The following is a 23,802-nucleotide window of genomic DNA, read 5'->3' as shown; positions in this document are numbered from 1 at the left end:
AGCGTCACGGTAGGGTGGTCGCTGAACGATCAGCCCGATGCGGGCACACGCTCCTTCAGGTATCGCTCGCGCGCTTCGGTCGGGCTGAGGCCGAAATGCGCCTTGTAATGGCGGCTGAGCTGGGCGTGATCGCCAAAACCCAAGGCATAGGCGATCTCCGAAACCAGCTTGCGGCAGAGGGGATCCCGAAGCATTTCGTCGCAGCGCAGCAACCGCTGCAGCCGGATCCACTGGCACGTCGACGTGCCTTGCTGCTTCATGATCTGGTGCAGATAGCGCACCGAGATGCCGCAGGCCTCGGCAATTGTCTGCGGACCGAGATCGCTTCTGGCGAGATTGGCCCGTACGAAGCTCTCGACCCGGTGCAAGTGGCCGAGTTGAACCGATGTCGCATCCGACATCAGCATGCGCTCGTCCGATGTCAGCGACATCGCCAGGATGTCGACGAGGTGCTTTCCGGTCATGTCGCGGGCGGATGCATCCATTTCCACGAGCCGCGGCGCGATCAGGCGGATCATGTCGACGAAGAGAGCACCGGTGCCGCGGGTGGAATCGAAGCTCAGCGAGGCTATCCGCTCAGGCAGTCCGACACGGGGCCGTAACGCGACGATCGGCACTTTCAGCACCCAAAGGGTGTTTTTCGCACTATAGCTGAATTCATAGGGCAGATGGCTGCGTTCGACCAGGAAGGCGCCGGGCTTGCAGGTCACTTCCTTGCCGCTCTGCTCGAAGCTGATCTCGGCCTTCTCCGGCACAGTGATCAGGTAGCTCTCCTCGCGCTCATGCAACAGATGCCGTTTCTGCCGGCGGTAAAGCAAGCCGTCAGATTCCAACCGTGACAGTGAGACGGCGCCAAGATCCCAGACGTTGAGTTCGCCGGAAAACTCCTGCGCGTTCTGGAAGCGCAGATCGAGCGGAAAATAAGTGCTCGACACGGCCTCGTCCCAATAGCGCTTGCGCTCGAACGCAGCGGTGCCTGCCGTGGAATAACTCACGTCCATGCGAAGCTCCCATCAAGTCCGACGGCCCCTCGCCCGGCTGTTCCCTTTGTGCCAAGCGCTGCCGATCTCGGTCATTCTGTGATCCCACCGGCCTTCGTTTCGCGACATCTTTCGTGTCTTGCGCTTGAGGCTTTCGCGGAGGATCTCCTGCAAAGTGCTTCAGCATCCATTGCGCATTTCATAAGACGCAGGGCGCTGTAGGGTCAGTAAACTACGGCTCTTGTGGCCCGGCTAGTCGCAAAGTGCGTTCGCTCTTGTCGGTGGGCGTAGTGCCATAGCCTGCATTTCCACGGTATCAGTCCACACGAACCACGTCTTCCGCAGCCAGTGCCACGGAAAGAAGATGCGTATCGTGATGCGGCAGAGCGGACAGCAGAAGACCGACCGGCATACCCGCTTCGCCGGTGCCACAGGGCAGCGAGACGCCACACCAATCCAGGAAATTGCCGATCAATGTGTTGCGCAGCGTCCGGCCATTCGTCTCCACGAAAAGGGCGTCATCCGCTTCGAGCGGCACCGTTGGGGGCGCGACGTGCGCGACAGTCGGATAGGCGATGATCTCGCTTGGGCCGACCAACGTCGAAACCTCGGCGACCAACCGGTCGCGGGCTTCAAGGATTGCGATATAGTCGGAGAGTGCGATCTTCTCCCCAAGCCGAGCCCGAGACACGACGCGCCTGTCCATCGATGCGGCATCCGCGCCTTCGAGCCTCAAGCGATGCAACGCGTATGCCTCAGCCGTTACGAGGGGACCATGAGCGGCCGTGATCTCGAAGATGCGTTTGAAAGCGGGAAACGCCTGACGCCTGACCCTTGCGCCCGCCCGTTCAAGCCGCGACAGCGCCTCTTCGAAGGCAAAGACCACTCCCTCTTCAGCGCCATCGAACACGACATCGGTCGGCACGACGATCGAAAGTCCCTCCAGGCTCCCCCTGCGCACCTCCGATGCTGGAAGACCGCGCATAGCGGCATCAACCCAGACGGCATCCTCTACCGTGCGGCAAAGAGGGCCAAGGGAATCGAGGCTTTTTGCCAGGGGGAAGACCCCGCGCATCGAATAGCGGCCGCGCGTCGCCTTGTAACCGACGATGCCGTTCAACGCCGCCGGAATGCGGATCGACCCTCCGGTGTCGGTGCCGATCGAGACCGGCACGAGACCTGTGGCGACCGCAACACCGGACCCGGAAGACGAACCGCCAGGAATGCGCCCGACGTCCTTTGAGCATGGGTTGCGCGGCGTGCCGTAGTGCGGATTGAGCCCGAGGCCGGAGAAGGCGAACTCGCTCATATTGACCCGCCCGACACTGACCATGCCGGCATTGGCGAGAGCAGCCACGACGGCCGCGTCCTCTATGGCCGCCGGATCATTCTTCAACACGATCGAGCCGGCGGTCGTCGACAAGCCCTTGATCGCGAAGAGATCCTTCCAGGCGACAGGGATACCGTCGAGGAGCCCAAGCGGACGGCCAGACGAAAACCGCATGTGCGATGCCTCGGCCTCGCGCATCGCCCGCTCCGGCGTAACGACTGTAAAGATCGCCTGGTCGGCATGATCCCTGACACGTCCAAGCGTCCACTCCGTGAGCGCGCGCGGGTCGAGTGCCCCGGATTGCAACAACACCGAGAGCTGTGCAATCGAGCGCCCGCCAATATCCTGCATCATAGACTTCCTTTAGCGTTCGACGAGTTGCATCCAGCGGCGGACCAGATAGTTGTGCTCGTCCATCGTGGTGTTCCAGACCGCAATGCAGTTGGCCCGCTGCCAGTAGGAGCCGCCGCTGCGCACCGAGCCCGCCTTGATACGGATCGTGCCGTCGGGACCCGGCAGATCGGTGGCCGCCGGCAACCCGCCATACCAATAGTCCCACTCCGCCACCGACATGAAGGCGCGGGACCGTTCGGGGGTGGAAATGTAATAACCCTGGCGGGCGACGACCGCACCCGGCCAACCGGCAATCCACCAATTGAGATACTCGTAGGCGACGTCGAGCATGCGGCCGGAAAGATGGCGAGCGAGACACAATCCACCATGCCACGCGCGATAGCCTTCTGCAGGAACGGCCTGCTCGACGGGAACCCCCTGGCCATTGAGAATGTTGATGCCGGTCGACCACATGCTCTGAATATCCGTTTCGCCGCGCAACATCAGGCGAGCAGCATCTTCGGCCGTTCGCCAGAAGGCACGGAAATATCCGTCTTTCTTACGCTCTTCCAACAGCTCGATCAGGCGATCGATCTCATCGACACTCATGCTGCCGATGTTGTCGAAGCTCATGAGGCCAGCGGCTTGAGCCGCGAGCGCTGCATCGAAGATGCCGATTGCCGGCTCGTCGACCAGCGCGGCGCGGCCAGCCCAACGCTCGTCGAGCAACGCCGCCCAACTGTTCATCGCTACCGCGTTCGGCGCCACATCCGTGCGATAGGCAAAACTGTCGAAGTTATGGGTCGTCGGCAACATGGAAACCAACGTCGACGGCGTATCGCCCAATTCGAGATTGGGCTGGACGAAGAGCTTCTTGACGGGCGCATCCCCCTGCCCCAACCGTGCATTTGGACCGATATGCCCGGTCTTCGTCAGATCGTTGATTTCGTCCCAAAGCGCAATGCGCCCGATGCTGATCGGCTGGATCGCCCGCCAGTACCAGACGATGTCCAGGTTATGAAAGCACTGGTCATAGATGTCGTAGCTGTCCGGTTCCTGCGCCGCCTTGTGCTGGGTCGTCAGGAAGTCGTTGTTGTCGAACACCACCTCAATGCCGAGGTCCTCTTCGGCGCGCACCCGAAGTTCCTCAAGCAGGGAAATCGCCGTGCCGAGCACCCGGAGCTTCGGCCGGCCGACCAGATGCAGGGCAGGAGTGGGAACTGTCGTTTGATCAGGCTGCTGCTTGCTCATTGGGACGAAAGCCGTTCCTGTAATACCGGTTCTTCGGAAACATCCGAGGTGAGCACGGGCGTCCGATCGAGCGCGAATGCCTCGAATGACCGTTTGAGCAGTCCGACATCGAGACCGTCAACGATAAAGACGATGCGCGAGCGGCGGTCCTCATCCGGCCAGCGCTCCATATGGACAGGCGTATGCACCAGATGCTGAACGCCGTGGATGGCGACAGGGCGCTCTTCCCCGGCAATATTAAGGATACCCTTGACCCGCAGAACCCGTTCACCGTGGCGATTGAGCAGCATTGTCAGCCAAAGGCCGAAGGCGGTCCAGTCCACCGCCCTTTCGACCGTCATCACGAATGAGGTCACCGCGGAGGCATGCGCCGTACCGTCAGCCGTCGTCAGAACCGTGGGCGCATCGCAATAGAAACCGCTCGCCGACTGCAGGCCGCCCGCGCGCAGCGTCGGCGCCTCGTCGATCAGCGCGGCAAGGTCGATGTCCGGTTCGCCAGCCAGCACCAATGGCGCATCCGGATTGATGATCCGCAGTTTGTCCGACAGTGCCACGACAGTGCCCGCATCGCTCAGATCAGACTTGGTGACGACCAGGCGATCGGCGACGGCCGCCTGGCGGTTGGATTCGACGTAGGTCTCGAGTTGCGTCAGGCCGTTGACCGCGTCGACCGTGGTAATGACGTTCCCCGGCCGGAAATGATGGCGCAATACCGGATCCGCCTTGATCGTTGACAGCACCGGAAAGGGATCGGCGAGCCCGGTACTTTCGACGACAATGCGCCGAAACGGGGGTACGAGCCCACGCTCACGTTTGGAATGCAGGTCCTTGATGGCATCGGCGAGTTCACCGCGCACGGTGCAGCAGAGGCAACCGGACTGCAGAAGCACCATGGTGTCGTCGATACGCTCGACCAGATGGTGGTCGAGACCGACGTCACCGAATTCGTTGATGAGCACCGCGGCGTCGCTGAGCGCCGGGTCGGCAAGCAGCCGCGACAGCAGCGTCGTCTTGCCCGATCCGAGGAAGCCGGTCAAAAGGTTGATGGGCGTGAGCCGCGGTATATCCTCGACCATCACGCTTCCTCCGCCCCGGCAATAAAGGCAGGATCGAGCGGATCGCAGAGCCGGCCGCAGAGCCGTTCGGCGGCCGGCCACAAATGGCCGAGATCCTCGATGATCTCGCTCTTGCCCGTCCGCGTCGACAGCAGGAAGGATGCGCCTTGCCAATCGGCAAGCGTCAGGCCGAAGCGGGCAAGCATTGCGTTGGCGATGCGCACACGGTTCGCCCGTTCACGCCGGCGATCGATCCGCTCGACGTTGCGGGTGAAGACACCGGGGCGCGCCACGGCGTCCGCCCAATGTTCGTTGCCGCCGAGGATGCCGCAAAGGGAACACATGATGCTGTCCGTTCAAAAGGTCCAAGGGGGCGGCAGGCCGCCCCCGGGTTGGTTATTTCTTGCGCGGGAAGCGCTTGGCAAAATCGTCGGCGATCTCGTTCATCGTCACGAACTTCACGCCCGGATGCTTGATCATGTGGGCATAGAGCCGCTCGAGCATCATCAGAACCTGCGGGCGTCCGGCGACATCCGGATGGATGGTAATCGGAAACACCGCATAGTCCAACTCGCGATAGACCCAGTCGAACTGGTCGCGCCAGATCTGTTCGATATCGTGCGGATTGACGAAGCCGTGGCTGTTCGGGGACTTCTTGATGAACATCATCGGCGGCAGATCGTCGAGATACCAGGAGGCCGGGATTTCGATCAGATCGGTTTCCTTGCCGCGCGTGAGCGGCACCATCCAGTCCGATGGCTTCCTCGAATAGTCGATCTTGGTCCATTTGTCGCCGACACGCACATAATAGGGCGTGAAGTCATTGTGCATCAGCGAGTGGTCGTACTTGATGCCGCGTTCGAGCAGCAGCTCGTTGGTGACGTTGGAGAACTCCCACCAGGGAGCGACGTAGCCGGTCGGTCGCTTGCCCGACAGCTTGGTGACGAGTTCGATGCATTTGTCGAGCACTTCGGTTTCCTGCTCGCGCGTCATGGCGATCGGGTTTTCATGGGTATAGCCGTGAATACCGATCTCGTGTCCGGCATCGGCAACCGCCTGCATCTGCTCCGGGAACGTCTCGATCGAGTGCCCGGGGATGAACCAGGTGGTCTTGATGCCGAAGCGCTCGAAGAGCTTCAGCAATCGCGGGCTGCCGACCTCGCCGGCAAAAAGACCGCGCGAGATGTCGTCCGGCGAATCCTCGCCCCCGTAGGATCCGAGCCAGCCGGCGACCGCATCGACGTCGATGCCGAAGCTGCAGAGGATTTCCTTGGCCATGATGTGTGTCTCCTTCGTGTTTTCGTTCAAAAGGTCAGGCTGGGATCACGGTTGCTTCGCCGGGTTGCCAGCTCAAAAGAATGTCGGCGCCGACGGGGAAGGCGTCGGGCTGGTATTTGTCGACATGAGCCTCCAGCGAGACGGTGCGCCCGTCCGGAAGGGCTGCCGTCAAATGCGAGACATGGCCGACGACGTCGAAGCGACTCACGTTGGCGCCGACGACGTTGCCGCCGTAGTTGGCAGCGATCCGGTCACGGTCGACGCGCGCGGCTGCGTGAACCTCGATCGCCTCTGCCGGAATGACGACGTTGACGCGTGACCGTCCGGCGAAGGCGCCGTTGACGCGCCCGGACAATTGGCCGACGGCAGTCGATACCAGAGCCCGCTCGCCGGAGGCGTCGTCGACCTCGCCATGAAAGATTGTGTTGTTGCCGATGAACTGGGCGACGAAGGCCGTGTTCGGCCGCGTATAGAGCTGATGTGGCGGGCTGATCTGCTCGACCCGCCCCTGGTTCATGACAACGATCCGATCCGACAGGGCAAGCGCTTCGGATTGGGCGTGCGTGACAAAGATGAAGGTCACGCCGAGCGTTTTTTGCAGCAGCTTGAGCTCGTTCTGGATCGCCTTGCGCAAATTGGCGTCGAGTGCGCCCAGCGGTTCGTCGAGCAGCAGAATATCAGGCTCGACCACCAGACCACGCGCCAGCGCGATGCGTTGCCGCTGACCGCCCGAGAGCCGGTCGGGCTTCTTGTCGGCAATGTCTTCCAGGCCAAGTGTTGCCAGGATGCGATCGACCTTCGCGTCGCGCTCCGGCTTGGCCATGCCCTTCACCTCCAGACCGTAGCCGACATTGCGGCGCACGGTCATGTGCGGAAAGAGCGCGTAGCTCTGGAAGATCATCGAGGTCGGCCGATGCTCTGGCCTGACGTCGTTCATCCGCTTGCCCTTGATCAGCATGTCGCCGGAGGAGATCGCCTCGAAACCGGCGATCATCCTGAGCGTCGTTGTCTTGCCGCAGCCGGAAGGGCCGAGGAACGCGATGAACTCGCCCTTGGCGACGGACAGGTTGAAGTCGATCACGGCAGGCGTGCCGTTGTCATAGACCTTGCCGACATTGTTGAGTTCGAGGTCGAAGATCATCGTGGCTCTCCGGAGCTTGTCTGAATCACGGCTATCGGGCGGATGGCCCCGGCCATCCCGACCGGTTGGTATGTGAGCCGACCGGGTGGTCGCTCGGGGCCATGCACCATGTCTCAAGAACCGGGCGGCACGGCCGCCCGGCCTGTTCGGTCAAGCGTTCAGGAACTCGTCCCACTTCTGGATCAGGTGATCGTATTCGTCCGGCCACTGGTGCCAGTAGGCGACGTTCTTGGCGCGCTCTTCGAGCGAGCCGCCGTCGCGCAGGTCCCCTTCCTTGATGCCGCGCTCCGCAGCACCGACCCAGGGCTTGCCCTCGTACCAGAAGGCATATTTTTCCGGCGCCATGACGTTCTTGATGTTGGTCGACGGCGAATAGTAGCCCTGTTCCGAAACGGTGATGCCCGGTTCGCCAGAGAGCCAATAGTCGGCATAGGCGATGACGGCTTCCTTGTTCGTCGTGCCAGCGATCATCGCAGGTCCGATCGCCCAGCCGCGATACCCTTCCTTCGGCACGGCATAGCGGCATGGCTTGCCCTGCGCCTTGACCGCCATGACGGCCGGCTGCCAGGCGTCGCAGACCACCATTTCGCCCGACGCCATGAGGTTGACGAGTTCGCCGAAATCGCCCCAGAGCGCGCGGAACTGGCCTTCCTTCTTCTTGGAGATCAGGAACTTCGCAGCTTCGTCGATCTCGGCAGCCGTCGCATTGCCGGGGTTCTTGACGTCGGAAAGTCCGAGCGAGTTCATCGCCATCATCGCCTGGCCGATCGCGATCAGCGGGTCGGTGTTGATGCCGGACTTGCCCTTCCACTTCGGATCAAAGATCGCCGCCCAGCTGTTGGCCTCTTCGGCCGAGAGCACGTCGGGATTGTAGCCGATGGAGTCATAGTTGTAGACGGCCGGTACCATGTTCAGCGAGGACTGGCCGTCGTCGGTCCAGATCTGCCCCACGATCTGGGCGGCCCGGTCCCACTTGTCGCTCGGCGTGGTGAAGGTATCGCGAATATTCGCCCAGTTCTTCAGCGCCGAAGCCGGGATCGGCTCGACATTGTTGGTCATGACGATCGACGGCAGACGCTCGGCGATGATCTCCCAGCAGTCATAGTCTTTGGAGCCGGAAAGGATTTTCGTCTGCGCGTCCGGGAACGTTGCGGCCGTTCCGGATGTCCCGCCGACGCCGGCAGCCGCCTTGAACTGCTCGAGGATGCGCTCCTGCACGGTGACCGAGAGGCCGATGGTGCGAAGCTGCTGACTGGCGAGATCGCTCGCTTGCGCGAAGGCTGCGCGCGAGGAGAGGAACGGTGTTCCGCCTCCGATCGCGAGCGCCATCACACCGGCGGAGCGTTTGAGGAGCGAGCGGCGATTGAGTTCCATATTCGGCATTGTCTCTTCTCCAGTTGTCGTTGTTCCCCGGAGGCCGTTTGCCGGCCTCCTTTCATCATTCACCGCCGTCGCGGCACTCAGTCCGGCGGCCTGGAGCTCTGTCGCTCCCTACGCGGCCGCCGCACGATTTCAGAAACGTCAGTAGCGCCCGACCAGCAGGCCGCCGTCGACGACCAGAACCTGCCCGGTCATGTAGCGGGCGGCGTCGGACGCCAGGAACGCGATCACGTCAGCAATGTCCTCCGGCGTGCCGAGCCGCTGCATCGGGATGAAAGCGGCTGCCGCTTCAGCGCCGACCGGCCCCAGAGAGTTTTCTTCAGACAGCAGTTGCGCCGTGCGGATGTAGCCCGGCGCAACGCCGTTGACGCGCACGCCGTCAGCGGCAAGCTCGACCGCCAATGCGCGCACGAGGCCAACCACGCCGGACTTGGCCGCGGAGTAATGGACGTGCTCGTCCCAGCCATAGGCGACGCCCATGATCGACGAGAGCGCGACAATGCTGCCCTTGCCGCGGCGGCGCATGCCGGGGCTTGCTGCCCGCGCGAGCCGGAAGATGCCCTTCAAGTCGATGTCGAAGGTCAGGTCCCATCGGTCGTCGGTCAGCTCGCCAAGCGGCGTGCGGTGGGCAATGCCCGCATTGGCGACGATAACGTCGATATGGCCGTGGCGGCTTTCGATGTCGGCCACCAGCGCGTCAGTCGCCGGGGTCGAGCGCACGTCGTAATAGGCAAACTCGGCCGAACCGCCGGCTGCACGGATCGCCTCGACGGTGGCGGCGCCCTCACGCTCGAGAATATCGGTCACGATCACATGGTCGCCGGACGCCCCAAAGGCCTTGGCGGTTGCCTGGCCGATGCCGATGCCGGCACCGGTGACGATGACAATGCGGGACGTCTTGGGAGGGTGTGTCATTTCCAACTTTCCTGTCAAAGCATCACGTCGCCGGAGTTCGGCCCGAGCGTCTGGCCAACGAAGAGGCTGGCTGCCGGCGATGCCAGAAAGGACACCGTGGCTGCGACCTCTTCCGGCTCGCCGAAGCGGCCTAGCGGCAATTGCTGTTTTTTGGCTGCGCGCCAGTCGTCAGAGAGTTCCATGACGAGCGGCGTATTGACCGGCCCGGGCGCGACGGCATTGACGCGAACGCCGCGGCTCGACACTTCGCGGGCCAGCGCCTTGGTCATGCCGATGATCGCGGCCTTGGCACCGGAATAGTGGACAAGTTCGACACCACCGATCTGACCGAGTTGCGAGGCGATATTGACGATCACCCCCTCGCCGCGCTCAAGCATCGGGCGCAGCACCGCCCGGGTCACCAGGAACGTACCGCGCACGTGAACGGCAAACATCCGGTCGAAGTCGCCGACCTCGAGGTTCTCGAACAGCGCCTGATGAGCGATGCCGGCGTTGTTGACGAGGAGCGTCGTCGTGCCATGGGCGCGCTCGCCGGCCTCCACGATCTCGCGAACATCCTCCTCGCTGGAAACATCACCGGCAACAGCAGTCGCCCTGCCGCCTGCCGCAACGATCTCGGCGGCGACGGCCTGGCTGCGCACGGCAGAGAGATCGTTGACCAGCACGGCATATCCGTCAGTTGCGAGCCTCAAGGCGATGGCGCGTCCGATGCCGGAGCCGGCGCCGGTGACGATTGCTGCGTGAGAGGAAGCGTCTGCCATTACGCCTCCTCCTGGATCGCGACGCGCTTGGCGCGGCGTACCGAAAGCGTCATCAAGGCCGCGTAGGTGCCAAGCAGCGCGAAAGAGAACAGCGTCGTCAACACGCCGAAGGCGAAGACGTTCGGATGCACTTCAACCGAGAAGGTGCCGTAGATCGCCAGCGGCAGGGTCAGATCACGGCCCGAGGCAAAGAGCGTGCGCGAGAACTCGTCATAGGAAAGCGTGAAAGCAAAGAGCATCGCCGAGAGGACGCCGGGGAAGATCAGCGGGAACGTGACTTTGCGGAAGGTACGCGCCGGAGTGACCCCAAGCGACCAGGACGCCTCTTCCATGCTGGGGTCGAAGCGGTTGAAGATCGCAAGCATCACCAGGAAGGCGAAGGGGAACGTATAGACCACGTGCAGCACGAAGGCCGTGCCCCACCAGTGGCGATCAATGCCCAGCGTATTGGCAACGAGCGCCATGCCGAGGCCGACGAGCACGCCGGGTACCATCATGCCGAGCACGATGAGATAGAAGACCACGCCGGAACCGCGGAACTTGCGGCGGAAGGCCTGCGCTGCGGTAACGCCCAGAACGGTCGAGACGATCATCGTCATCACGGCAAGTCCGAGCGAGCGCACCAGTGCCTGTTCGATCGGCAGTGGCGCAATACGCGACGGCGGCGTCAGGCCGAAGAGATGCTGGTACCAATAGGTCGACCATTCGATGATCGGGAACTGCGGCCCACCTTCCGGTCCGGTCTGGAACGAGAGGATCGCAAGCACCGCAAGCGGTCCATAGAGGAAGACCAGGAAGAGCGCGGTATAGGCGCCGAGGCCGAGTTTCATGCCGCTGGCGTTCATGATCAGAGTTCCTTCCTGAGATCGACGACCCTGAGCAGAGCGGCGATGACGGCGCCCATCAGGACGGTGAGAACGACGCCGGCAACCGCGGCAAACGCCCATTTCAACGAGCCGACCTGGGTGACGATGATGTTGCCGAGGAGGTTGACCTTGCGGCCGGAGAGCGCTGCGGAAGTGGCAAACTCCCCAAGCACCATCACGGAGACGAAGATCGCGCCGACCACCACACCCGGCATGGAGAGCGGCAGGATGATCGTACGGAAGATCCGCCAGAAGCCGGCCCCCAGATCCTGCGCCGCCTCGATGATGGAGTGATCGATGCGACCGAGCATGAAGGCGATCGGCCCGACCATGAAGACGCAATAGATCTGCGTCATGCCGATGATCACCGAGAGTTCCGAAAACAGGAGGACCTCGATCGGTGTATCAATGATGCCGACGTTCATGAGGATCATGTTGATCGCGCCTTCCTTGCCGAGCATGGGGCGCCAGGCGAGAACGCGAATGAGGAACGAGGTCCAGAAGGGAATGACGCAAAGGACCAGCAGAACCGTCTGCAACGCCTTGTTCTTGACGAACAGCCCGACATAGAGAGCCGCCGGGTATCCGACGAGGACGGTCGCGACGAGAACGATCAGCCAGATACGCACCGTCGTCCAAAGTGCGCCGAGATAGGTATCGCTGGTGAAAAACGTGACCCAGCTCTTCAGGGTCAGTGTCGGCTCGATCTTGAAGGTGGTCTGCGTCCAGAAGGATACGTAGACCATCATCAGCATCGGCAGGACGAGGAAGAGGACCATCCATAGAACGCCGGGGGCGAGCAGCCAGAGCGCCTTTCCGGTGGGTTTCCTTTCAGCGACGGATTCTGCTTCCGTCTGTTCCGCAACGGCCATCATGCTCATCTCTCAATCTCCGGGGACCAGCGCAGCATCAAGGCATTGGCTCTGGCAGTTTCAGTTTCGGGCGCGTGAGGCGTTTCAAGCATAGACAAGGGCGTCCTCCCGCTTCCAGACGAGCGCATAGCGGCCCTGATCCTCATAGGCTTCGGGGGCGGCATGGCTGAGATGGGTCTCCACTTCGAAGACCCGACCATCATCCAGGGTGAAGAAGGAATTGACTGCGGCGCCGGAATATTCGCTGGCAACGAAATTGCCCTCGACGCGGACCTCGTCGTTCCCGATCGCCGCTTCGCGCGGGCGCACGGCAACACGGTCGTAGCGGATCGCATAGGCCGGTTGCGCCGCGCGGGTTGCCGGGCGATCGCCCAGCGAAAAGCGCCCGGCACTGCCGACGAAGGCGCCACCCTCCAGCCGTCCGGGAAAGAGGTTGTAGCAATTGAGGAAGCGGGCGACCGCCGGTGATGCCGGACGGTTGTAGATCGTATCGGAATCGGCCGATTGCGCGATGCGGCCGCGATCGAGCACCAGGACCGTATCACCCATTGCCAGCGCCTCGGTCTCACTTCCCGTCACGTGCAGGAAAGTCACACCGCATCGCTCCCGGATGGCGCGAAGCTCGGTGCGCATACGGGCGCGCAGGTTGGCATCGAGCGCACCGAGCGGCTCGTCGAGCAGAACCATGCGCGGTTCGGTGACGAGCGTGCGGGCCAGCGCGACGCGCTGCCGTTGACCGCCGGAAATCTGAGTGACGGCGCGACCTTCGAGACCTGTCAGGCCGACGAGAGCAATGATGTCCTTGACCCGCCCTTCGACCACCCGGCGGTCCGTCACCGCATCGATCTCGCGGTTTTCGAGACCGAAGGCGATGTTCTGGGCGACCGAAAGATGCGGGAACAGGGCGAAGTTCTGGAACACGAAGCCGATGCCGCGCTGATGCGGCGCCACGGTGTCGATGCGCTTGCCGTCGAACAGGATGCTGCCGCCGTCCGGATCCTCAAAGCCTGCGATGACGCGCAGCAAGGTGGTCTTGCCGGAGCCACTTGGGCCGAGAAGCGAGATATAGGCGTCGCCCGGCAGCGCGAGATCGATACCATCGAGCGCACGCATCTCGCCAAAAGCCTTGGTGACGTTTTTGAGCTGTAGGACTGTCGACATCGTTTTCCTGCCCGTTATCGCCGACCGGCTATCAGCCAATGCTTCGCCCTCGTCGGCGCCGATCAGGCATCCGAACGCACATGCGATAGCGATCACGCATGGTTCACATGCGCGGCTGAAATCACGGTCCTCTACGATTTAAAAAGTTAGTTCCACCTGCGCGCTTCTTCTGAGCGCTTGCATGTCACGAACCATGACATGAATGATTTTTGTATGCAATAGACTTTTATTCGGTTTTGCCAGATGCAGATTAACGGCAATGCCGCACCTCAATCCGATGAAGGGACGCTTCCCTCCTGCCGCAAGACAGCGCGCCTCAAATCATACAGAAACACTATGCAATTGCGGGATCTGCCGGACGCAACCACGACAGATCGTCAATTTGACTGGCGATCCCTGTCGGCTTCACAGAGCCCGGCCTCCCACAGATCCGAAATGCCTTCCCATGACAACACAATGGACAAACGCGCAGAAAAAATGCACATGGGTATTCAATATGCATTTATTTTGCGCTGTCACGATTACCGGCAAGTGGCGTAAAGAAAGGAGACGACTTTGCCAGCCAAACGGAAGATGCCAGACCGCATGAACGAGCCACGCCTCGGCCAAAATCCGCAGCGCCGATACGAAATTGCCGAGGATGTGCTGCGAACGAACATTGCCGAAGGCACGCTGCCGCCCGGCCTCGTGCTGCTCGAAGGACCGATCGCCGACATCCTGCAGATCTCGCGCGCACCGGTGCAGCGTGCCCTCCTGCAGCTCGAAAGCGACGGGCTCGTGCACCGCTTCAAAGGGCGCGGCTATCTGGTCGGTCCACCCGGCCGGGCGATCGAACCGAACCGCACCGACATCAAGACGCTCGGCCTCATCGTTCCCCAACACGCCGACGAGGCCCTGCAAAGCCGCTCGTCCTGGGAGCGCATCTACGATGAGATCGAGAACGACGTGGCCGGCTGCGTGATCTTCGGCCAGTACCGCATCATCGAAAACGAACTCGCCAACCATTTCAACGTCAGCCGCACGGTTGTGCGCGACGTGCTGACACGCCTGCGCGAGCGTGGGCTCGTGCGCAAGAACCAGAGTTCGCACTGGATCGCCGGGCCGTTGACGGCGCAGATGGTGAAGGACCATTTCATGCTGCGCCGGCTGCTGGAGCCGCAGGCACTGGCGCTCGGCGCACCGCATGTCGACCGCGACCGGCTGACAGCCCTTTTCAACCGGCTGGTCGAGTTCGGCCAGACGCAGGACGGGGACGGCTGGCTGGGCCTTGAAGACATTCTCGTGGAGTTTACCGAGGCCTGCGTGCTTGCGATGCCGAACGAACGCCTGCGCGAACTGATCCGCAACAACCTCCTGCCGGTGACCGCCACCGAAAGACTGCTTCGGCAGTTGGGGCTGCCGGGCGATCCGACCGTCATTGCCGAGCTGAAGCTCATTGTCGAGCTGATGACGCGCGGCGCCAATGCGGCGGCAGCGTCGATGCTTGAAAGCCATATCGACGCTTCGCTGAACCGGACGATCGCACAAATGAAGATCGTCGCAATCATTCCCGGCCCCAGCTTTACCGCGGCCTATCTGACCCGGGTCGTCGAATAGAGCGGGCAACGGTCCGAGACGGGCGCCTCGGACCGATCCGGACGACAACGATCGCAAAATCAGGTCCGCCCTCCTCATCATTCGCCCTCCCGTCACCAAGCGCCTAGTCGCCGGCTGCAATCGAACCGTTCACGTTGAGGGCCAACGGCCGCTCACGCGGCCGGCGGCCGATAGTGTCACGCCTTTCCGGCAATCGCCGCCCGCAGGGCTTCGAGCCGCCTGCCCTCCTCGGCGCGAGCCGCCAACGCTTCCTCCATCGTCACCTCGACGAAACGGGTCGGCGTATGCGGCTGCAACTGACCGATGAGGTCCATGTCCGCCGAGATCACAGTCCCGACCATGAAGTAGCCGCCACCCGATACGGCGTCGCGATGCAGAATGATCGGCTCCGTTCCGCCCGGCACCTGGATCGAGCCATAGGGATAGCAACTGTCGACGATGTTCGAGGGATCGGAACCGGCGCCGAATGGCTGGTCGCGATCGACGAAGCTGAGCTTGCGGCCGCCGCGGAAGCGGTAGCCCATGCGGTCGGCTTCCGGCGCCACCTTCCACTCGTCGGCAAAGAACGTCTGCTTTGCCTCGTCCGTCAGGCGGTCCCAGTAGAGCCCAGGCAGCACCCGTAGTGCGGCAGGCGCCGCAGGTCTGCGGCGCAGGCTTTCGTCAACCGTCAGGCCTTCGCGGCCGGCGCCCGTTTGCCCAACCGGCAGCACGTCACCGGCTGCAAGCGCGCGTCCCTTGTACCCACCAAGCGCGCCGATCGGATAGGTCGAGCGACTGCCGAGCGCCTCCGGCACGTCGATGCCGCCCGAGACGGCGATATAGATACGCGCGCCGGATTTCAGGAAGTCGAAGCTCAGGGTTTGGCCGGCCCTCACCCGAAAGGCCGTCCAGCCGGGCTGCAGCACGTCGTCGACCTTGACCGGCATGTCGGCGCCGGTGACGGCCACGAGCGCATCTTCGGTGAATTCGAGTTTGGGCCCGAGGAAGACCGCCTCCAGCCCGGCAGCGCCTTCATCGTTGCCGACAAGCAGGTTGGCGGCACGCATCGCGTAGCGATCCATCGCGCCACCGAGCGGGATACCGAGATGGAAGTAGCCGGGTCGGCCTAGGTCCTGGATGGTGGTCGCCAGACCATGATGCAGCACGTTAATGGCCATTGAGCACACCCTCCAGCTTGGTGTTGTATCCGGCGATATCCTTCTGGAACTCGCGCAGATCGAAGCTGACGTCGCGGATCGGTGGCGCGAAGCGCCCTTTGTCGACATCCTCGACCGCCTGCTCATAGGCGTCGCGATCGATCGGCTTGAACTTCACAATGTCACCGGGGCGGAAGAAGACCATGAAATCGCGGAGATAACTGGTCGTCTGCGTCGGGTCGAAGATCGGCATCGGCGTGATGCCGAACATCTGGTAGCCGCCAGCACCCCGCACCGAATAGATGCAGCCGAAACAACCGCCATGGCCGACCGTCAGCTTTGGCGTATCGGTCCGCGGCCTGAGATACTTCGGCACCTCGATCTGCCGTTGGCGCTCGACCATCTGATACATGAAGGGCAGGCCTGCAACGAAACCGACCATCGAGACGAACCAGGGCGAGCCTGAGTGGGCGGCTACGAAGTCGGTTACCGCGTCGTAGCCATTGATACGCGCCGCATAGTCGAGGTCGGTACCGCCGGGGTCCTGGTGCCGTTCACGGAAGCGCATCAGCGTTTCGTGCGTCCAGGGGTCGTTGTAAAAGACCGGGATCTCGACGATACGCGTGCGGATGACCGGCTCTGCCCGCTCCGCCGCCCCTTCGATCGCGCGGACTTCCTTCAGAACGTCGTCCGGCTTGATGATGTCAGGATCGAACTTGATCTGGAAAGAAGCGTTCGCCGGGCAGATTTCGGTGACGCCGCGGATGCGGCTCTCCCGCACGCCCTTCGCCATCGAAAGGCTCTTGAAGAAGGCTTCGAGGGACATCTCGTCGCTGCATTCGACGAACAGATGCTCGTCACCTCCAAACGTGTAACGTGTCGGCATCACGCGACCTCCGCGGTGCGGCCGCCCGAAGCGGCAAATTCGGTTTCCAGCCAAGTTTCGAGAAAGCGGGTATGGAACGCGCCGGCCGCAACTTGCGCGTCGGCGGCCAGCGCCTGATGCAGGGCGATCGTCGTCGGCACGCCTTCGATCTTCAAATCGGCGAGCGCGCGCGAAAGTCTGGCGAGACACGCTGCTCTGTCCTCGCCCCAAACGATCAGCTTGCCAAGCAGGGAGTCGTAGAAAGGCGGTATCGCGTAGCCCTCGTAGAGCATCGTGTCGAAGCGAACCCCCTCGCCCTCCGGAACACGCAAACGGGAAATCTTGCCGGGCGCCGGCATGAAGCCGCGTGCGGGGTCCTCGGCATTGATCCGGCACTCGATCGCGTGGCCGCGCACGGCGATGTCCGATTGGCGCACGGAGAGCGACGCACCGCCGGCGACACGGAACATCTCCTGCACGAGGTCGATGCCAGTGATCATCTCGGTAACCGGATGCTCGACCTGAATGCGCGTGTTGACCTCGATAAAGTAGAAATCCCGCGTTTCATCGTCATAGAGGTATTCGACGGTGCCGGCGCCGCGATAGCCGACGGCCCGGGCGAGCGCGACGGCGCTGTCGCAGAGCTTCTGTCGTACATCTGCAGGCAGGAGGAACGAAGGCGCCTCTTCCCAAACCTTCTGACGGCGGCGCTGCAGCGAGCACTCCCGCTCGAAGCAATGCACGAAGTTCTCGCCATCACCGAGGATCTGCACCTCGACGTGGCGCGCGCGGGTGATGACTTTCTCGAGGTAGAGGCCGCCGCCGCCGAAGGAAGCGAGCGCCTCGGCCGACGCCTGGGGGAACTGCTTGTCAAGTTCCGCCGGATCGTTGACGATGCGGATGCCGCGCCCGCCGCCGCCGGCGGCCGCCTTGATCATAACCGGGAAGCCGGTCTCAGCCGTTACCGCATGCGCCTCTTCCACGCTCGAAATCCGGCCGTTGCTACCGGGTACCGTCGGCACACCTGCCTTCTCGGCGACGGCACGGGCCTGCACCTTGTCGCCGAGCAGCCGGATGGCGTCACCCGAAGGGCCGATGAAGATCATGCCCGCAGCAACCACCGCATCGGCGAAATCGCCGTTTTCCGACAGGAAGCCGTAGCCCGGATGCACGGCATCGACCCCGGCACGCTTGGCCGCCGAGATCACGGCGGCAATGTCGAGATAGGATTTCTTCGGCGCCGGCAGGCCGATTTCGACGGCTTCATCCGCGAGCTTCACGGCCAGCATATCCGCATCTGCGGCGCTGTAGACCTGAACCGTGCGAATGCCGAGGGCCTTTGCCGCCCGGATAATGCGCACGGCGATCTCGCCGCGATTGGCAATCAGGACAGAGCGGATCGTCATTGTTCCACCTCGGCGATCACCTGACCGGCCATGACGGGCTCTTCATTGTCGACGAGGAACCGGATGCTGCCGCCGGTGACGCCCGCCTGGATCTCCTGGAAGGTCTTCATCACTTCGATCAGACCGATCGCCTCATTGGAGGCCACCGCATCGCCGTCCGATTTGAACGGTGGCACATCCGGAGCAGACGACCGATAGAAGGTTCCTGGAAGGGGCGATCGGATTTCGTGCTTGCTCATGGTTGCCTCCGCTTATCATTTGTTACCTGGATCACGATGCAACCGGTCGGAGCGACCAAAGCCATAAACGTGATCGGTTCTCATTGGTTGGGGCAGAATGCGGGCGGAGTGCCGCCCACACCTTTCCTCACCCCACTTTAAGCTGTGAAACAGGAGCGATGCGGATACCCTCCGCCGCAAGCGCTTCCCGCATGCGGCGCACGATATCGAGTGCGCCGAGCGTATCGGAATGGAAACAGATGGATTCGAACGCGATCTCGATGTCGCTGCCGGTCACGGTGCGCACGCGCCCTTCCTTGCAGGCGCGCACCACCTTGCGTGCGATCGCGGCCGGGTCGGGACGCCCGGCATCGCGGGTAAAGACGATCGAACCACTGTCGTCGTAGTCGCGATCGGCATAGAACTCGCGTATGACCGGCTGCCCGACTTCGCGTGCGGCGATGTCCGTCTCCGAACCGGCCATGCAGAAGACGAAGGCGGTCGGTGCCACCGTGCGCATATATTGCAGGAAGATCTGGGAGAGTTCGCGGTTGACCGCCATCTCCATGTAAAGCGCGCCGTGCGGCTTCACATGCTGCAGGCTGGTGCCGTGCCGTCTTGCAAATTCGCGGATGGCGCCCACCTGGTAGACGATATCGTTGACCAGTTCGCGTGCGGTGCCGGCGATCTTGCGACGACCGAAGCCCTGCAAGTCACGGTAACCCGGGTGCGCCCCAATGCCGACGCCATGCTCGGCGGCAAGCCGCACGGTCTCGTCCATCAGATTGGGATCCCCGGCGTGGAAGCCCGCGGCAATGTTGGCGGAGCTGATCAGCGCCATGAGCGTCGCATCGTCCGTGTCGCCTATGTGCCAGCGACCGAAGGCTTCTCCCATGTCACAGTTGATGTCGACGACGTCGAGCAAGACCATTCCCTTCGATCAGGGCCGCCTCGAAAGCCGGCCAAACCTTCAATAGGGAAACGCTATGAGCATTTACTGCATTTGAAAAATTCTATTTTCATATGCCTTATATCTGTTTTTCAGAATTCGCAGTTGCAATATCATCCATGAAAAAATACCGTTAATACGGCTATTTACGCGGATCTGCACGAAACGCGGTCAAGTATCTGCACAAGGAGCGAGCAGGCTTTCTGATTTTCCAGCCTGCGCTATCGAAAAATCAGAAGAGAAGTCGATGTCGATCAGCCTTCGCCAGCTTCGCTATTTCGTCGCCACCGCCGAACTGGGGCAGATCTCGCAGGCTGCCGTCGATCTCTCCATTTCGCAGTCAGCGATTACCACCGCGATCAAGGAGTTGGAGCGCATCGTGGGCGCCAGCCTCTTCCTGCGCACGCCGAGCGGCATGGATCTGACCATGGCAGGCCGTCAGTTTCTCTCGCATGCCTACGAGATCTTGAAGAAGGTCGATGAGGCAACGCATCTCAACGTGGTGAGCAGTTCGGTGGAGGGTACGCTGGCTATAGCCGCCACCTATACGGTGATCGGCTACTTCCTGCCGCAACATATAGAACGGCTTCGGCGGCTATTCCCGAAGCTCGAGGTTCAGTTGTACGAACTCAATCGTGAGTCGATCGAGGAGGGGTTGCTGACGAACCGCTACGATATGGCCGTCCTGCTCACCTCCAATATCCTCAATCCCGCGCTTCAGACCGAAAAACTCATGAGTTCGACGCGGCGTCTCTGGGTTCCCGCCCAGCATCCGTTGCTTGCGCGCGACAATGTCGGCTTTCGCGAGATCGCCCAGGAACCCTATATCATGCTGACGGTCGATGAGGCCGCTCATACCTCGCTCAAATACTGGAGCGCATCGACCTATCAACCGCGCGTCATCCTTCGGACCTCGTCGGTCGAGGCGGTTCGGTCTCTGGTAGCCAACAGCCAGGGCGTGGCGATCCTCTCCGACATGGTTCACCGTCCCTGGTCACTGGAAGGGCGCCGTATCGAAACGATCGACGTGCGCGACGCAGTTCCGGCGATGGATGTCGGGCTTGCCTGGCGCCGAGGCGCGGAATTCACGCCGGCCATGGCGGCGCTTCGTTCCTATTTCCAGCAGAGCTTTCATCTGCCGGGCGTTCGGTCCAGTTCGTTCGGAGCGGAGTGACCCGCACTGTCCTGTGCCGATCCGGGGAGCCCAGGCTGGGGCTGCACATCGCCTGCGTCGCCAGGAGCAATCGACATTCAGTCCCATCTCGACTATAAGTTGCATTTTCTCGTATTTTTCGATTACGGACAAACCCGTTCCTCAGAGCACCCGCGCTGCGACGGAGTGGATCGAGTTATTGCCGTAGCCGAGACGGTTCCACTCGGATCGCTCGGGTTGCGTTCGGCCTGTCATGTCGGTGGCACGTGCTCGCACGGTGAGTGGACCGATCTCCTCAAGTCGAGTGATCAACTCCCACCATTGCCAGGCAGAGTGTCGTCGTTCGCCAACGAGCCGTGCCTCGCGCCACGGGCCGCCGTTTAGGCTGACATCGACCCTGGAAATGGCCCCAGTGCCCGACCACGCGACCCCACGGATCGCGGTGTCGCCGCGCGAAAGGCTCTCCCCCTCTCCAGGCGACGATATCAACGCTCGCACGTTGATCAGCTTCACCTGCGCGCGTTCATCGTGCCCATTTCGCGTCCACTCGTACCAGTACTTCTCCGTCTGGTAGTACGCATCGCAGGCTTGGTCGGTAACGCTAATCTCGGTCAGCCACTTGACGGACGCCACCGCATACCAACCGGGCACAATCAGCCGCAACGGATAGCCATGAAGGGGCGACAGCGGTTCGCCGTTCATGTCATAGGCAAGAATCGCATCCGTTTCCCGGACCTGCTCCAGGCTGAGGCCGCGTTCAAAACGAACCGGCGCATCATGCCCGTCAACGACCCCGCTGTCGGCGCCGCGAAAGGTGAGCTCGCTCGCGCCAGCTCGCAGTCCCGCTCGCTCAAGCACGTCCATCAGACGAACACCGGTCCACTCGGCGGTGCTGACGGCGCCTAGCCCCCAGGCTTCGCCGGGTACGGCCGGATCGAAGAGGCTGCGGCCATTGCCAGCGCATTCAAGCGTCACCACCCGGGTTTCGGCATGAAGATTGTGAAGCTCCTTCATGCTTAGTTCCAACGGCCTGTCGACCAGTCCGCCGATCGAAAGCCGGTAGGTGTCGCCGCCAAGGGCCGGAATGTCGAAGTGATTGCGCAGGTAGAACCGACCGTTTGGCATCACTGCACCGCCTGCAAGGTCCGGCACCGAGGTCTCGCCATTCAACGGATTGACGCTGTGGATGAGAAGACCGGCCTCGGCTGCATCCCGGCAGGCGTCCGCCAGATCAAGTGTATCTGCAGAGACACGCACTCTATGTTCCGCGCATCCACCGCTCGACACCATCGCGGCGAACGTCACCGCTGGCATCACATCGAAATCCCCGGCTTCACGGAGGGGTGCCAAAAAAGCCTGAAGGATCGCTTCATCCGCTGCCTCGGCAATGAGCACCAGCAAATGTGAGCCCTGCGCGACTGCTTCCCCCTTGATCAACACACCGTAGCGAGCAGCGTTTGGCCGGCTCAAATGGTTCAGGAGCGTCGCGCCCTTGACCGGATCACGCGCCAAGTAGGCTTCGTGCGAGCGGTGATGATGCACAATGAACAACGGCAAGGGGACCTCCTTATTCGAGCGGCAGCGAACCGTCAGCTCGGTCTCATACGATCAGCGGTGGTCTTCAGGCCATTTCAGCACCCGCATGATCAAATAGAACCGCGCGGCCTTGCGACCAGAATTACAGGCCGGATTTTTTTGTGCTGCGTGTTTTCGATCACGGCCGGCCTCTGGCTTGAAACGGCCGACCTCTGGATGCTTTCGGCCGATCTGCTCTTCGACATCGAAGGTAACGGCGAAAAAGCCGTTGGCGGCAAAGTGAGGGCGGGAAAGCAGTTCTGACGCCAGATGACCGCCGATGGTGCTGCTCCCGAGCCGAGCGGCACCATCGACGCCATTGCATTCGTCTCGAGCGCGTGGGTGGAGTGTTCGTCTGCCCCGCCCAGATGCACATAACGGCGGAGAACGCGGCTAAGGCGTTCCCGCCGATGCATCACGCGGTTTCAGTGGCACAAGGCGTGGAGAAGCATTGCCTCGCGGTGCGTTTGAAACATGACGAAAGCGCGGACGTATGTTTTCTAGCCTCGCCGAAACCATAAAGCCAGTCGTGTCCAATACCGCTCATCAAGGGCTCCGGGCGCCCATGCAGCGATCGGCGTGGCAACTGGCACCGTTGGCGATAGACGCTGGATTGAGCGCCTTATCGTCGGATTGCGAGACCGACATTCAATCGAGCCGCAGGCGCGCATGTGCGATATCGGCCACGACCGATACTGCGAGTGAACGTGCATCCCTTGCCTTGTCGAAAAGGCCGATCGGCGCCTTGATGCGAGAAAGCAGACGTTCGTCTCCCCCGCCATCACGCAGCAGCTGGCAGCGTTTCGCATGGGTCCGACGGCTGCCAAGGGCGCCGATGTAGAACGCACGCGACGCCAGCGCTGCGCTGAGCATCGGCAATTCGCGATCAACGTCGTGGAAAAGCAGCGCGACAGCGGTATCGGCGTCGAGTTCGTCTGGCGACGGTATCTGGCCGCGCTCGAGCGTGACTGTCTCGTAACCGGCCGCAACGGCAATGCGCGCAACCGTGTCGATCTCCAGCGGCGTGCCGGCGATCACGACCCGCGGCCTTGGTCGGTAGGCGCGCACAAAGCAATCGCCATACCAACCGCTTGCCTCCTCACCGCACTGCAATGAAAGCGTGCGCTTGCCAGGGTGATAGCGCAGTCCCACCGGCGAGCGACGCTGAAGCGCGGATAGAGCCTGGCTCAAGACGGCTGCGTCCTCCAATACATGGATCGCAAGGGTAATGCCGCCGCCACAGGGCAGGACAATATCGAAAAACGGGGACCCTTCGCCAAGTTGGAGAAGACGATCCATGCGCCTGTTGAGGGCAGACATTGCGTCTGCGGCGACGGCCGCTTCAGTGCAACCACCGGAGACGAAACCGCAATAGAGACCATCGCCGCGCACGACCATTTGCGCGCCAAGCGCGCGCGCCGCACCGCCACGAATGTCGACGAGCGTGATGAGGGCCGTCGGCTGGCCCTCTTCGAGCGATCGAGCAGCAAAGGACAATATCTCGATCGCATCGTCGGACAGGAAGGCCGCGCGCGGTTCTGGCGCAAGCATTTCCGGATCGGCGGCTATGCGGATCGTCAT

The 23,802-nt window shown here is 62.2% G+C and carries 23 protein-coding genes; 3 read left to right on the top strand and 20 right to left on the bottom strand.

Translation table 11 applies throughout. The features are described 5' to 3' along the window. Nucleotides 1–29: 29 nt before the first annotated feature. The 13 genes from IB267_RS19415 to IB267_RS19355 all read right to left on the bottom strand — a co-directional run bounded on the left by IB267_RS19415 (nucleotide 30) and on the right by IB267_RS19355 (nucleotide 13,323). Nucleotides 30–1,001 (bottom strand): helix-turn-helix domain-containing protein, encoded by a 972-nt coding sequence (locus IB267_RS19415; RefSeq protein ID WP_192449055.1) that lies wholly within the window; start codon nucleotides 999–1,001, stop codon nucleotides 30–32. Between the two features lie 295 nt (nucleotides 1,002–1,296). Next, nucleotides 1,297–2,664, bottom strand: a complete 1,368-nt coding sequence (locus tag IB267_RS19410) for an amidase (RefSeq protein WP_192449054.1) — start codon at nucleotides 2,662–2,664, stop codon at nucleotides 1,297–1,299. 9 nt (nucleotides 2,665–2,673) lie between these two features. Next, entirely contained in the window at nucleotides 2,674–3,894 is a 1,221-nt protein-coding gene (locus IB267_RS19405; protein WP_192449053.1) for a PotD/PotF family extracellular solute-binding protein, read from the bottom strand. Continuing rightward, the gene (locus IB267_RS19400) at nucleotides 3,891–4,970 is read right to left on the bottom strand and encodes a GTP-binding protein (protein WP_192449052.1); all 1,080 of its coding nucleotides are present in this window, start codon (nucleotides 4,968–4,970) and stop codon (nucleotides 3,891–3,893) included. Before IB267_RS19400 ends, IB267_RS19405 begins: the two co-directional genes overlap by 4 nt. Further along, entirely contained in the window at nucleotides 4,970–5,293 is a 324-nt protein-coding gene (locus tag IB267_RS19395; RefSeq protein ID WP_192449051.1) for a hypothetical protein, read from the bottom strand. The genes IB267_RS19400 and IB267_RS19395 overlap by 1 nt, the downstream gene beginning before the upstream one ends. 52 nt (nucleotides 5,294–5,345) lie before the next feature. Further along, on the bottom strand, nucleotides 5,346–6,227 hold the full coding sequence (locus IB267_RS19390) for a polysaccharide deacetylase (RefSeq protein ID WP_192449050.1): 882 nt from the start codon (nucleotides 6,225–6,227) through the stop codon (nucleotides 5,346–5,348). Between the two features lie 34 nt (nucleotides 6,228–6,261). After that, the gene (locus tag IB267_RS19385) at nucleotides 6,262–7,368 is read right to left on the bottom strand and encodes an ABC transporter ATP-binding protein (protein ID WP_192449049.1); all 1,107 of its coding nucleotides are present in this window, start codon (nucleotides 7,366–7,368) and stop codon (nucleotides 6,262–6,264) included. A gap of 150 nt (nucleotides 7,369–7,518) precedes the next feature. Beyond that, nucleotides 7,519–8,751: a PotD/PotF family extracellular solute-binding protein gene (locus IB267_RS19380; protein WP_192449048.1), complete on the bottom strand. Its 1,233-nt coding sequence runs from the start codon at nucleotides 8,749–8,751 to the stop codon at nucleotides 7,519–7,521. 138 nt (nucleotides 8,752–8,889) lie between these two features. Next, on the bottom strand, nucleotides 8,890–9,663 hold the full coding sequence (locus IB267_RS19375) for an SDR family NAD(P)-dependent oxidoreductase (RefSeq protein ID WP_192449047.1): 774 nt from the start codon (nucleotides 9,661–9,663) through the stop codon (nucleotides 8,890–8,892). A gap of 14 nt (nucleotides 9,664–9,677) precedes the next feature. Continuing rightward, on the bottom strand, nucleotides 9,678–10,424 hold the full coding sequence (locus tag IB267_RS19370; protein WP_192449046.1) for an SDR family NAD(P)-dependent oxidoreductase: 747 nt from the start codon (nucleotides 10,422–10,424) through the stop codon (nucleotides 9,678–9,680). Beyond that, complete coding sequence (locus tag IB267_RS19365; protein WP_043621711.1) at nucleotides 10,424–11,269, bottom strand: ABC transporter permease; 846 nt, start codon at nucleotides 11,267–11,269, stop codon at nucleotides 10,424–10,426. The genes IB267_RS19370 and IB267_RS19365 overlap by 1 nt, the downstream gene beginning before the upstream one ends. 2 nt (nucleotides 11,270–11,271) lie before the next feature. Then, nucleotides 11,272–12,162, bottom strand: a complete 891-nt coding sequence (locus IB267_RS19360) for an ABC transporter permease (protein WP_371742596.1) — start codon at nucleotides 12,160–12,162, stop codon at nucleotides 11,272–11,274. An 84-nt stretch (nucleotides 12,163–12,246) separates the two neighbouring features. Further along, nucleotides 12,247–13,323 (bottom strand): ABC transporter ATP-binding protein, encoded by a 1,077-nt coding sequence (locus IB267_RS19355; RefSeq protein ID WP_192449044.1) that lies wholly within the window; start codon nucleotides 13,321–13,323, stop codon nucleotides 12,247–12,249. Nucleotides 13,324–13,908: 585 nt separating this feature from the next. On the opposite strand from IB267_RS19355, the gene IB267_RS19350 reads away from it, so the two are divergent. Beyond that, nucleotides 13,909–14,919 carry a GntR family transcriptional regulator gene (locus IB267_RS19350; RefSeq protein ID WP_192449043.1) on the top strand — a complete coding sequence of 337 codons (1,011 nt, stop codon included), beginning with the start codon at nucleotides 13,909–13,911 and terminating at the stop codon, nucleotides 14,917–14,919. A 176-nt stretch (nucleotides 14,920–15,095) separates the two neighbouring features. Here IB267_RS19350 and IB267_RS19345 read toward each other — a convergent pair whose 3' ends face one another. From IB267_RS19345 to IB267_RS19325, 5 genes are all read right to left on the bottom strand, one after another. After that, nucleotides 15,096–16,076, bottom strand: coding sequence for a biotin-dependent carboxyltransferase family protein (locus IB267_RS19345; protein ID WP_192449042.1), 981 nt, complete (start codon nucleotides 16,074–16,076; stop codon nucleotides 15,096–15,098). Beyond that, the gene (locus IB267_RS19340) at nucleotides 16,066–16,941 is read right to left on the bottom strand and encodes an allophanate hydrolase subunit 1 (RefSeq protein WP_192449041.1); all 876 of its coding nucleotides are present in this window, start codon (nucleotides 16,939–16,941) and stop codon (nucleotides 16,066–16,068) included. Before IB267_RS19340 ends, IB267_RS19345 begins: the two co-directional genes overlap by 11 nt. After that, nucleotides 16,941–18,326: an acetyl-CoA carboxylase biotin carboxylase subunit gene (locus tag IB267_RS19335; RefSeq protein ID WP_192449040.1), complete on the bottom strand. Its 1,386-nt coding sequence runs from the start codon at nucleotides 18,324–18,326 to the stop codon at nucleotides 16,941–16,943. Before IB267_RS19335 ends, IB267_RS19340 begins: the two co-directional genes overlap by 1 nt. Beyond that, nucleotides 18,323–18,565, bottom strand: a complete 243-nt coding sequence (locus IB267_RS19330) for an acetyl-CoA carboxylase (RefSeq protein ID WP_043621692.1) — start codon at nucleotides 18,563–18,565, stop codon at nucleotides 18,323–18,325. Before IB267_RS19330 ends, IB267_RS19335 begins: the two co-directional genes overlap by 4 nt. Nucleotides 18,566–18,692: 127 nt before the next feature. Continuing rightward, nucleotides 18,693–19,469, bottom strand: coding sequence for a 5-oxoprolinase subunit PxpA (locus IB267_RS19325; RefSeq protein WP_192449039.1), 777 nt, complete (start codon nucleotides 19,467–19,469; stop codon nucleotides 18,693–18,695). Between the two features lie 271 nt (nucleotides 19,470–19,740). On the opposite strand from IB267_RS19325, the gene IB267_RS19320 reads away from it, so the two are divergent. Next, complete coding sequence (locus IB267_RS19320) at nucleotides 19,741–20,667, top strand: LysR family transcriptional regulator (protein WP_192449038.1); 927 nt, start codon at nucleotides 19,741–19,743, stop codon at nucleotides 20,665–20,667. Between the two features lie 141 nt (nucleotides 20,668–20,808). On the opposite strand, the gene IB267_RS19315 is transcribed toward IB267_RS19320, so the two are convergent. Next, the gene (locus IB267_RS19315; RefSeq protein WP_192449037.1) at nucleotides 20,809–22,203 is read right to left on the bottom strand and encodes a sulfite oxidase; all 1,395 of its coding nucleotides are present in this window, start codon (nucleotides 22,201–22,203) and stop codon (nucleotides 20,809–20,811) included. Nucleotides 22,204–22,350: 147 nt separating this feature from the next. On the opposite strand from IB267_RS19315, the gene IB267_RS33750 reads away from it, so the two are divergent. Next, complete coding sequence (locus IB267_RS33750) at nucleotides 22,351–22,485, top strand: hypothetical protein (protein WP_256436951.1); 135 nt, start codon at nucleotides 22,351–22,353, stop codon at nucleotides 22,483–22,485. 384 nt (nucleotides 22,486–22,869) lie between these two features. Here IB267_RS33750 and IB267_RS19310 read toward each other — a convergent pair whose 3' ends face one another. Beyond that, a complete protein-coding gene (locus IB267_RS19310; protein WP_192449036.1) occupies nucleotides 22,870–23,802 on the bottom strand; it encodes an XdhC family protein in 933 nt (310 codons plus the stop codon).

The organism is Ensifer sp. ENS09 (assembly GCF_014852425.1).
Taxonomy (GTDB): Bacteria; Pseudomonadota; Alphaproteobacteria; order Rhizobiales; family Rhizobiaceae; genus Ensifer.
This window is presented reverse-complemented; position numbering and strand designations above follow the sequence as displayed.

Bases quoted from the DNA above. Each gene is read 5' to 3' on its own strand.
- IB267_RS19415 (WP_192449055.1), bottom strand. From the start codon at position 1,001: ATGGACGTGAGTTATTCCACGGCAGGCACCGCTGCGTTCGAGCGCAAG.
- IB267_RS19410 (WP_192449054.1), bottom strand. From the start codon at position 2,664: ATGATGCAGGATATTGGCGGGCGCTCGATTGCACAGCTCTCGGTGTTG.
- IB267_RS19405 (WP_192449053.1), bottom strand. From the start codon at position 3,894: ATGAGCAAGCAGCAGCCTGATCAAACGACAGTTCCCACTCCTGCCCTG.
- IB267_RS19400 (WP_192449052.1), bottom strand. From the start codon at position 4,970: ATGGTCGAGGATATACCGCGGCTCACGCCCATCAACCTTTTGACCGGC.
- IB267_RS19395 (WP_192449051.1), bottom strand. From the start codon at position 5,293: ATGTGTTCCCTTTGCGGCATCCTCGGCGGCAACGAACATTGGGCGGAC.
- IB267_RS19390 (WP_192449050.1), bottom strand. From the start codon at position 6,227: ATGGCCAAGGAAATCCTCTGCAGCTTCGGCATCGACGTCGATGCGGTC.
- IB267_RS19385 (WP_192449049.1), bottom strand. From the start codon at position 7,368: ATGATCTTCGACCTCGAACTCAACAATGTCGGCAAGGTCTATGACAAC.
- IB267_RS19380 (WP_192449048.1), bottom strand. From the start codon at position 8,751: ATGCCGAATATGGAACTCAATCGCCGCTCGCTCCTCAAACGCTCCGCC.
- IB267_RS19375 (WP_192449047.1), bottom strand. From the start codon at position 9,663: ATGACACACCCTCCCAAGACGTCCCGCATTGTCATCGTCACCGGTGCC.
- IB267_RS19370 (WP_192449046.1), bottom strand. From the start codon at position 10,424: ATGGCAGACGCTTCCTCTCACGCAGCAATCGTCACCGGCGCCGGCTCC.
- IB267_RS19365 (WP_043621711.1), bottom strand. From the start codon at position 11,269: ATGAACGCCAGCGGCATGAAACTCGGCCTCGGCGCCTATACCGCGCTC.
- IB267_RS19360 (WP_371742596.1), bottom strand. From the start codon at position 12,162: ATGGCCGTTGCGGAACAGACGGAAGCAGAATCCGTCGCTGAAAGGAAA.
- IB267_RS19355 (WP_192449044.1), bottom strand. From the start codon at position 13,323: ATGTCGACAGTCCTACAGCTCAAAAACGTCACCAAGGCTTTTGGCGAG.
- IB267_RS19350 (WP_192449043.1), top strand. From the start codon at position 13,909: ATGAACGAGCCACGCCTCGGCCAAAATCCGCAGCGCCGATACGAAATT.
- IB267_RS19345 (WP_192449042.1), bottom strand. From the start codon at position 16,076: ATGGCCATTAACGTGCTGCATCATGGTCTGGCGACCACCATCCAGGAC.
- IB267_RS19340 (WP_192449041.1), bottom strand. From the start codon at position 16,941: ATGCCGACACGTTACACGTTTGGAGGTGACGAGCATCTGTTCGTCGAA.
- IB267_RS19335 (WP_192449040.1), bottom strand. From the start codon at position 18,326: ATGACGATCCGCTCTGTCCTGATTGCCAATCGCGGCGAGATCGCCGTG.
- IB267_RS19330 (WP_043621692.1), bottom strand. From the start codon at position 18,565: ATGAGCAAGCACGAAATCCGATCGCCCCTTCCAGGAACCTTCTATCGG.
- IB267_RS19320 (WP_192449038.1), top strand. From the start codon at position 19,741: ATGTCGATCAGCCTTCGCCAGCTTCGCTATTTCGTCGCCACCGCCGAA.
- IB267_RS19310 (WP_192449036.1), bottom strand. From the start codon at position 23,802: ATGACGATCCGCATAGCCGCCGATCCGGAAATGCTTGCGCCAGAACCG.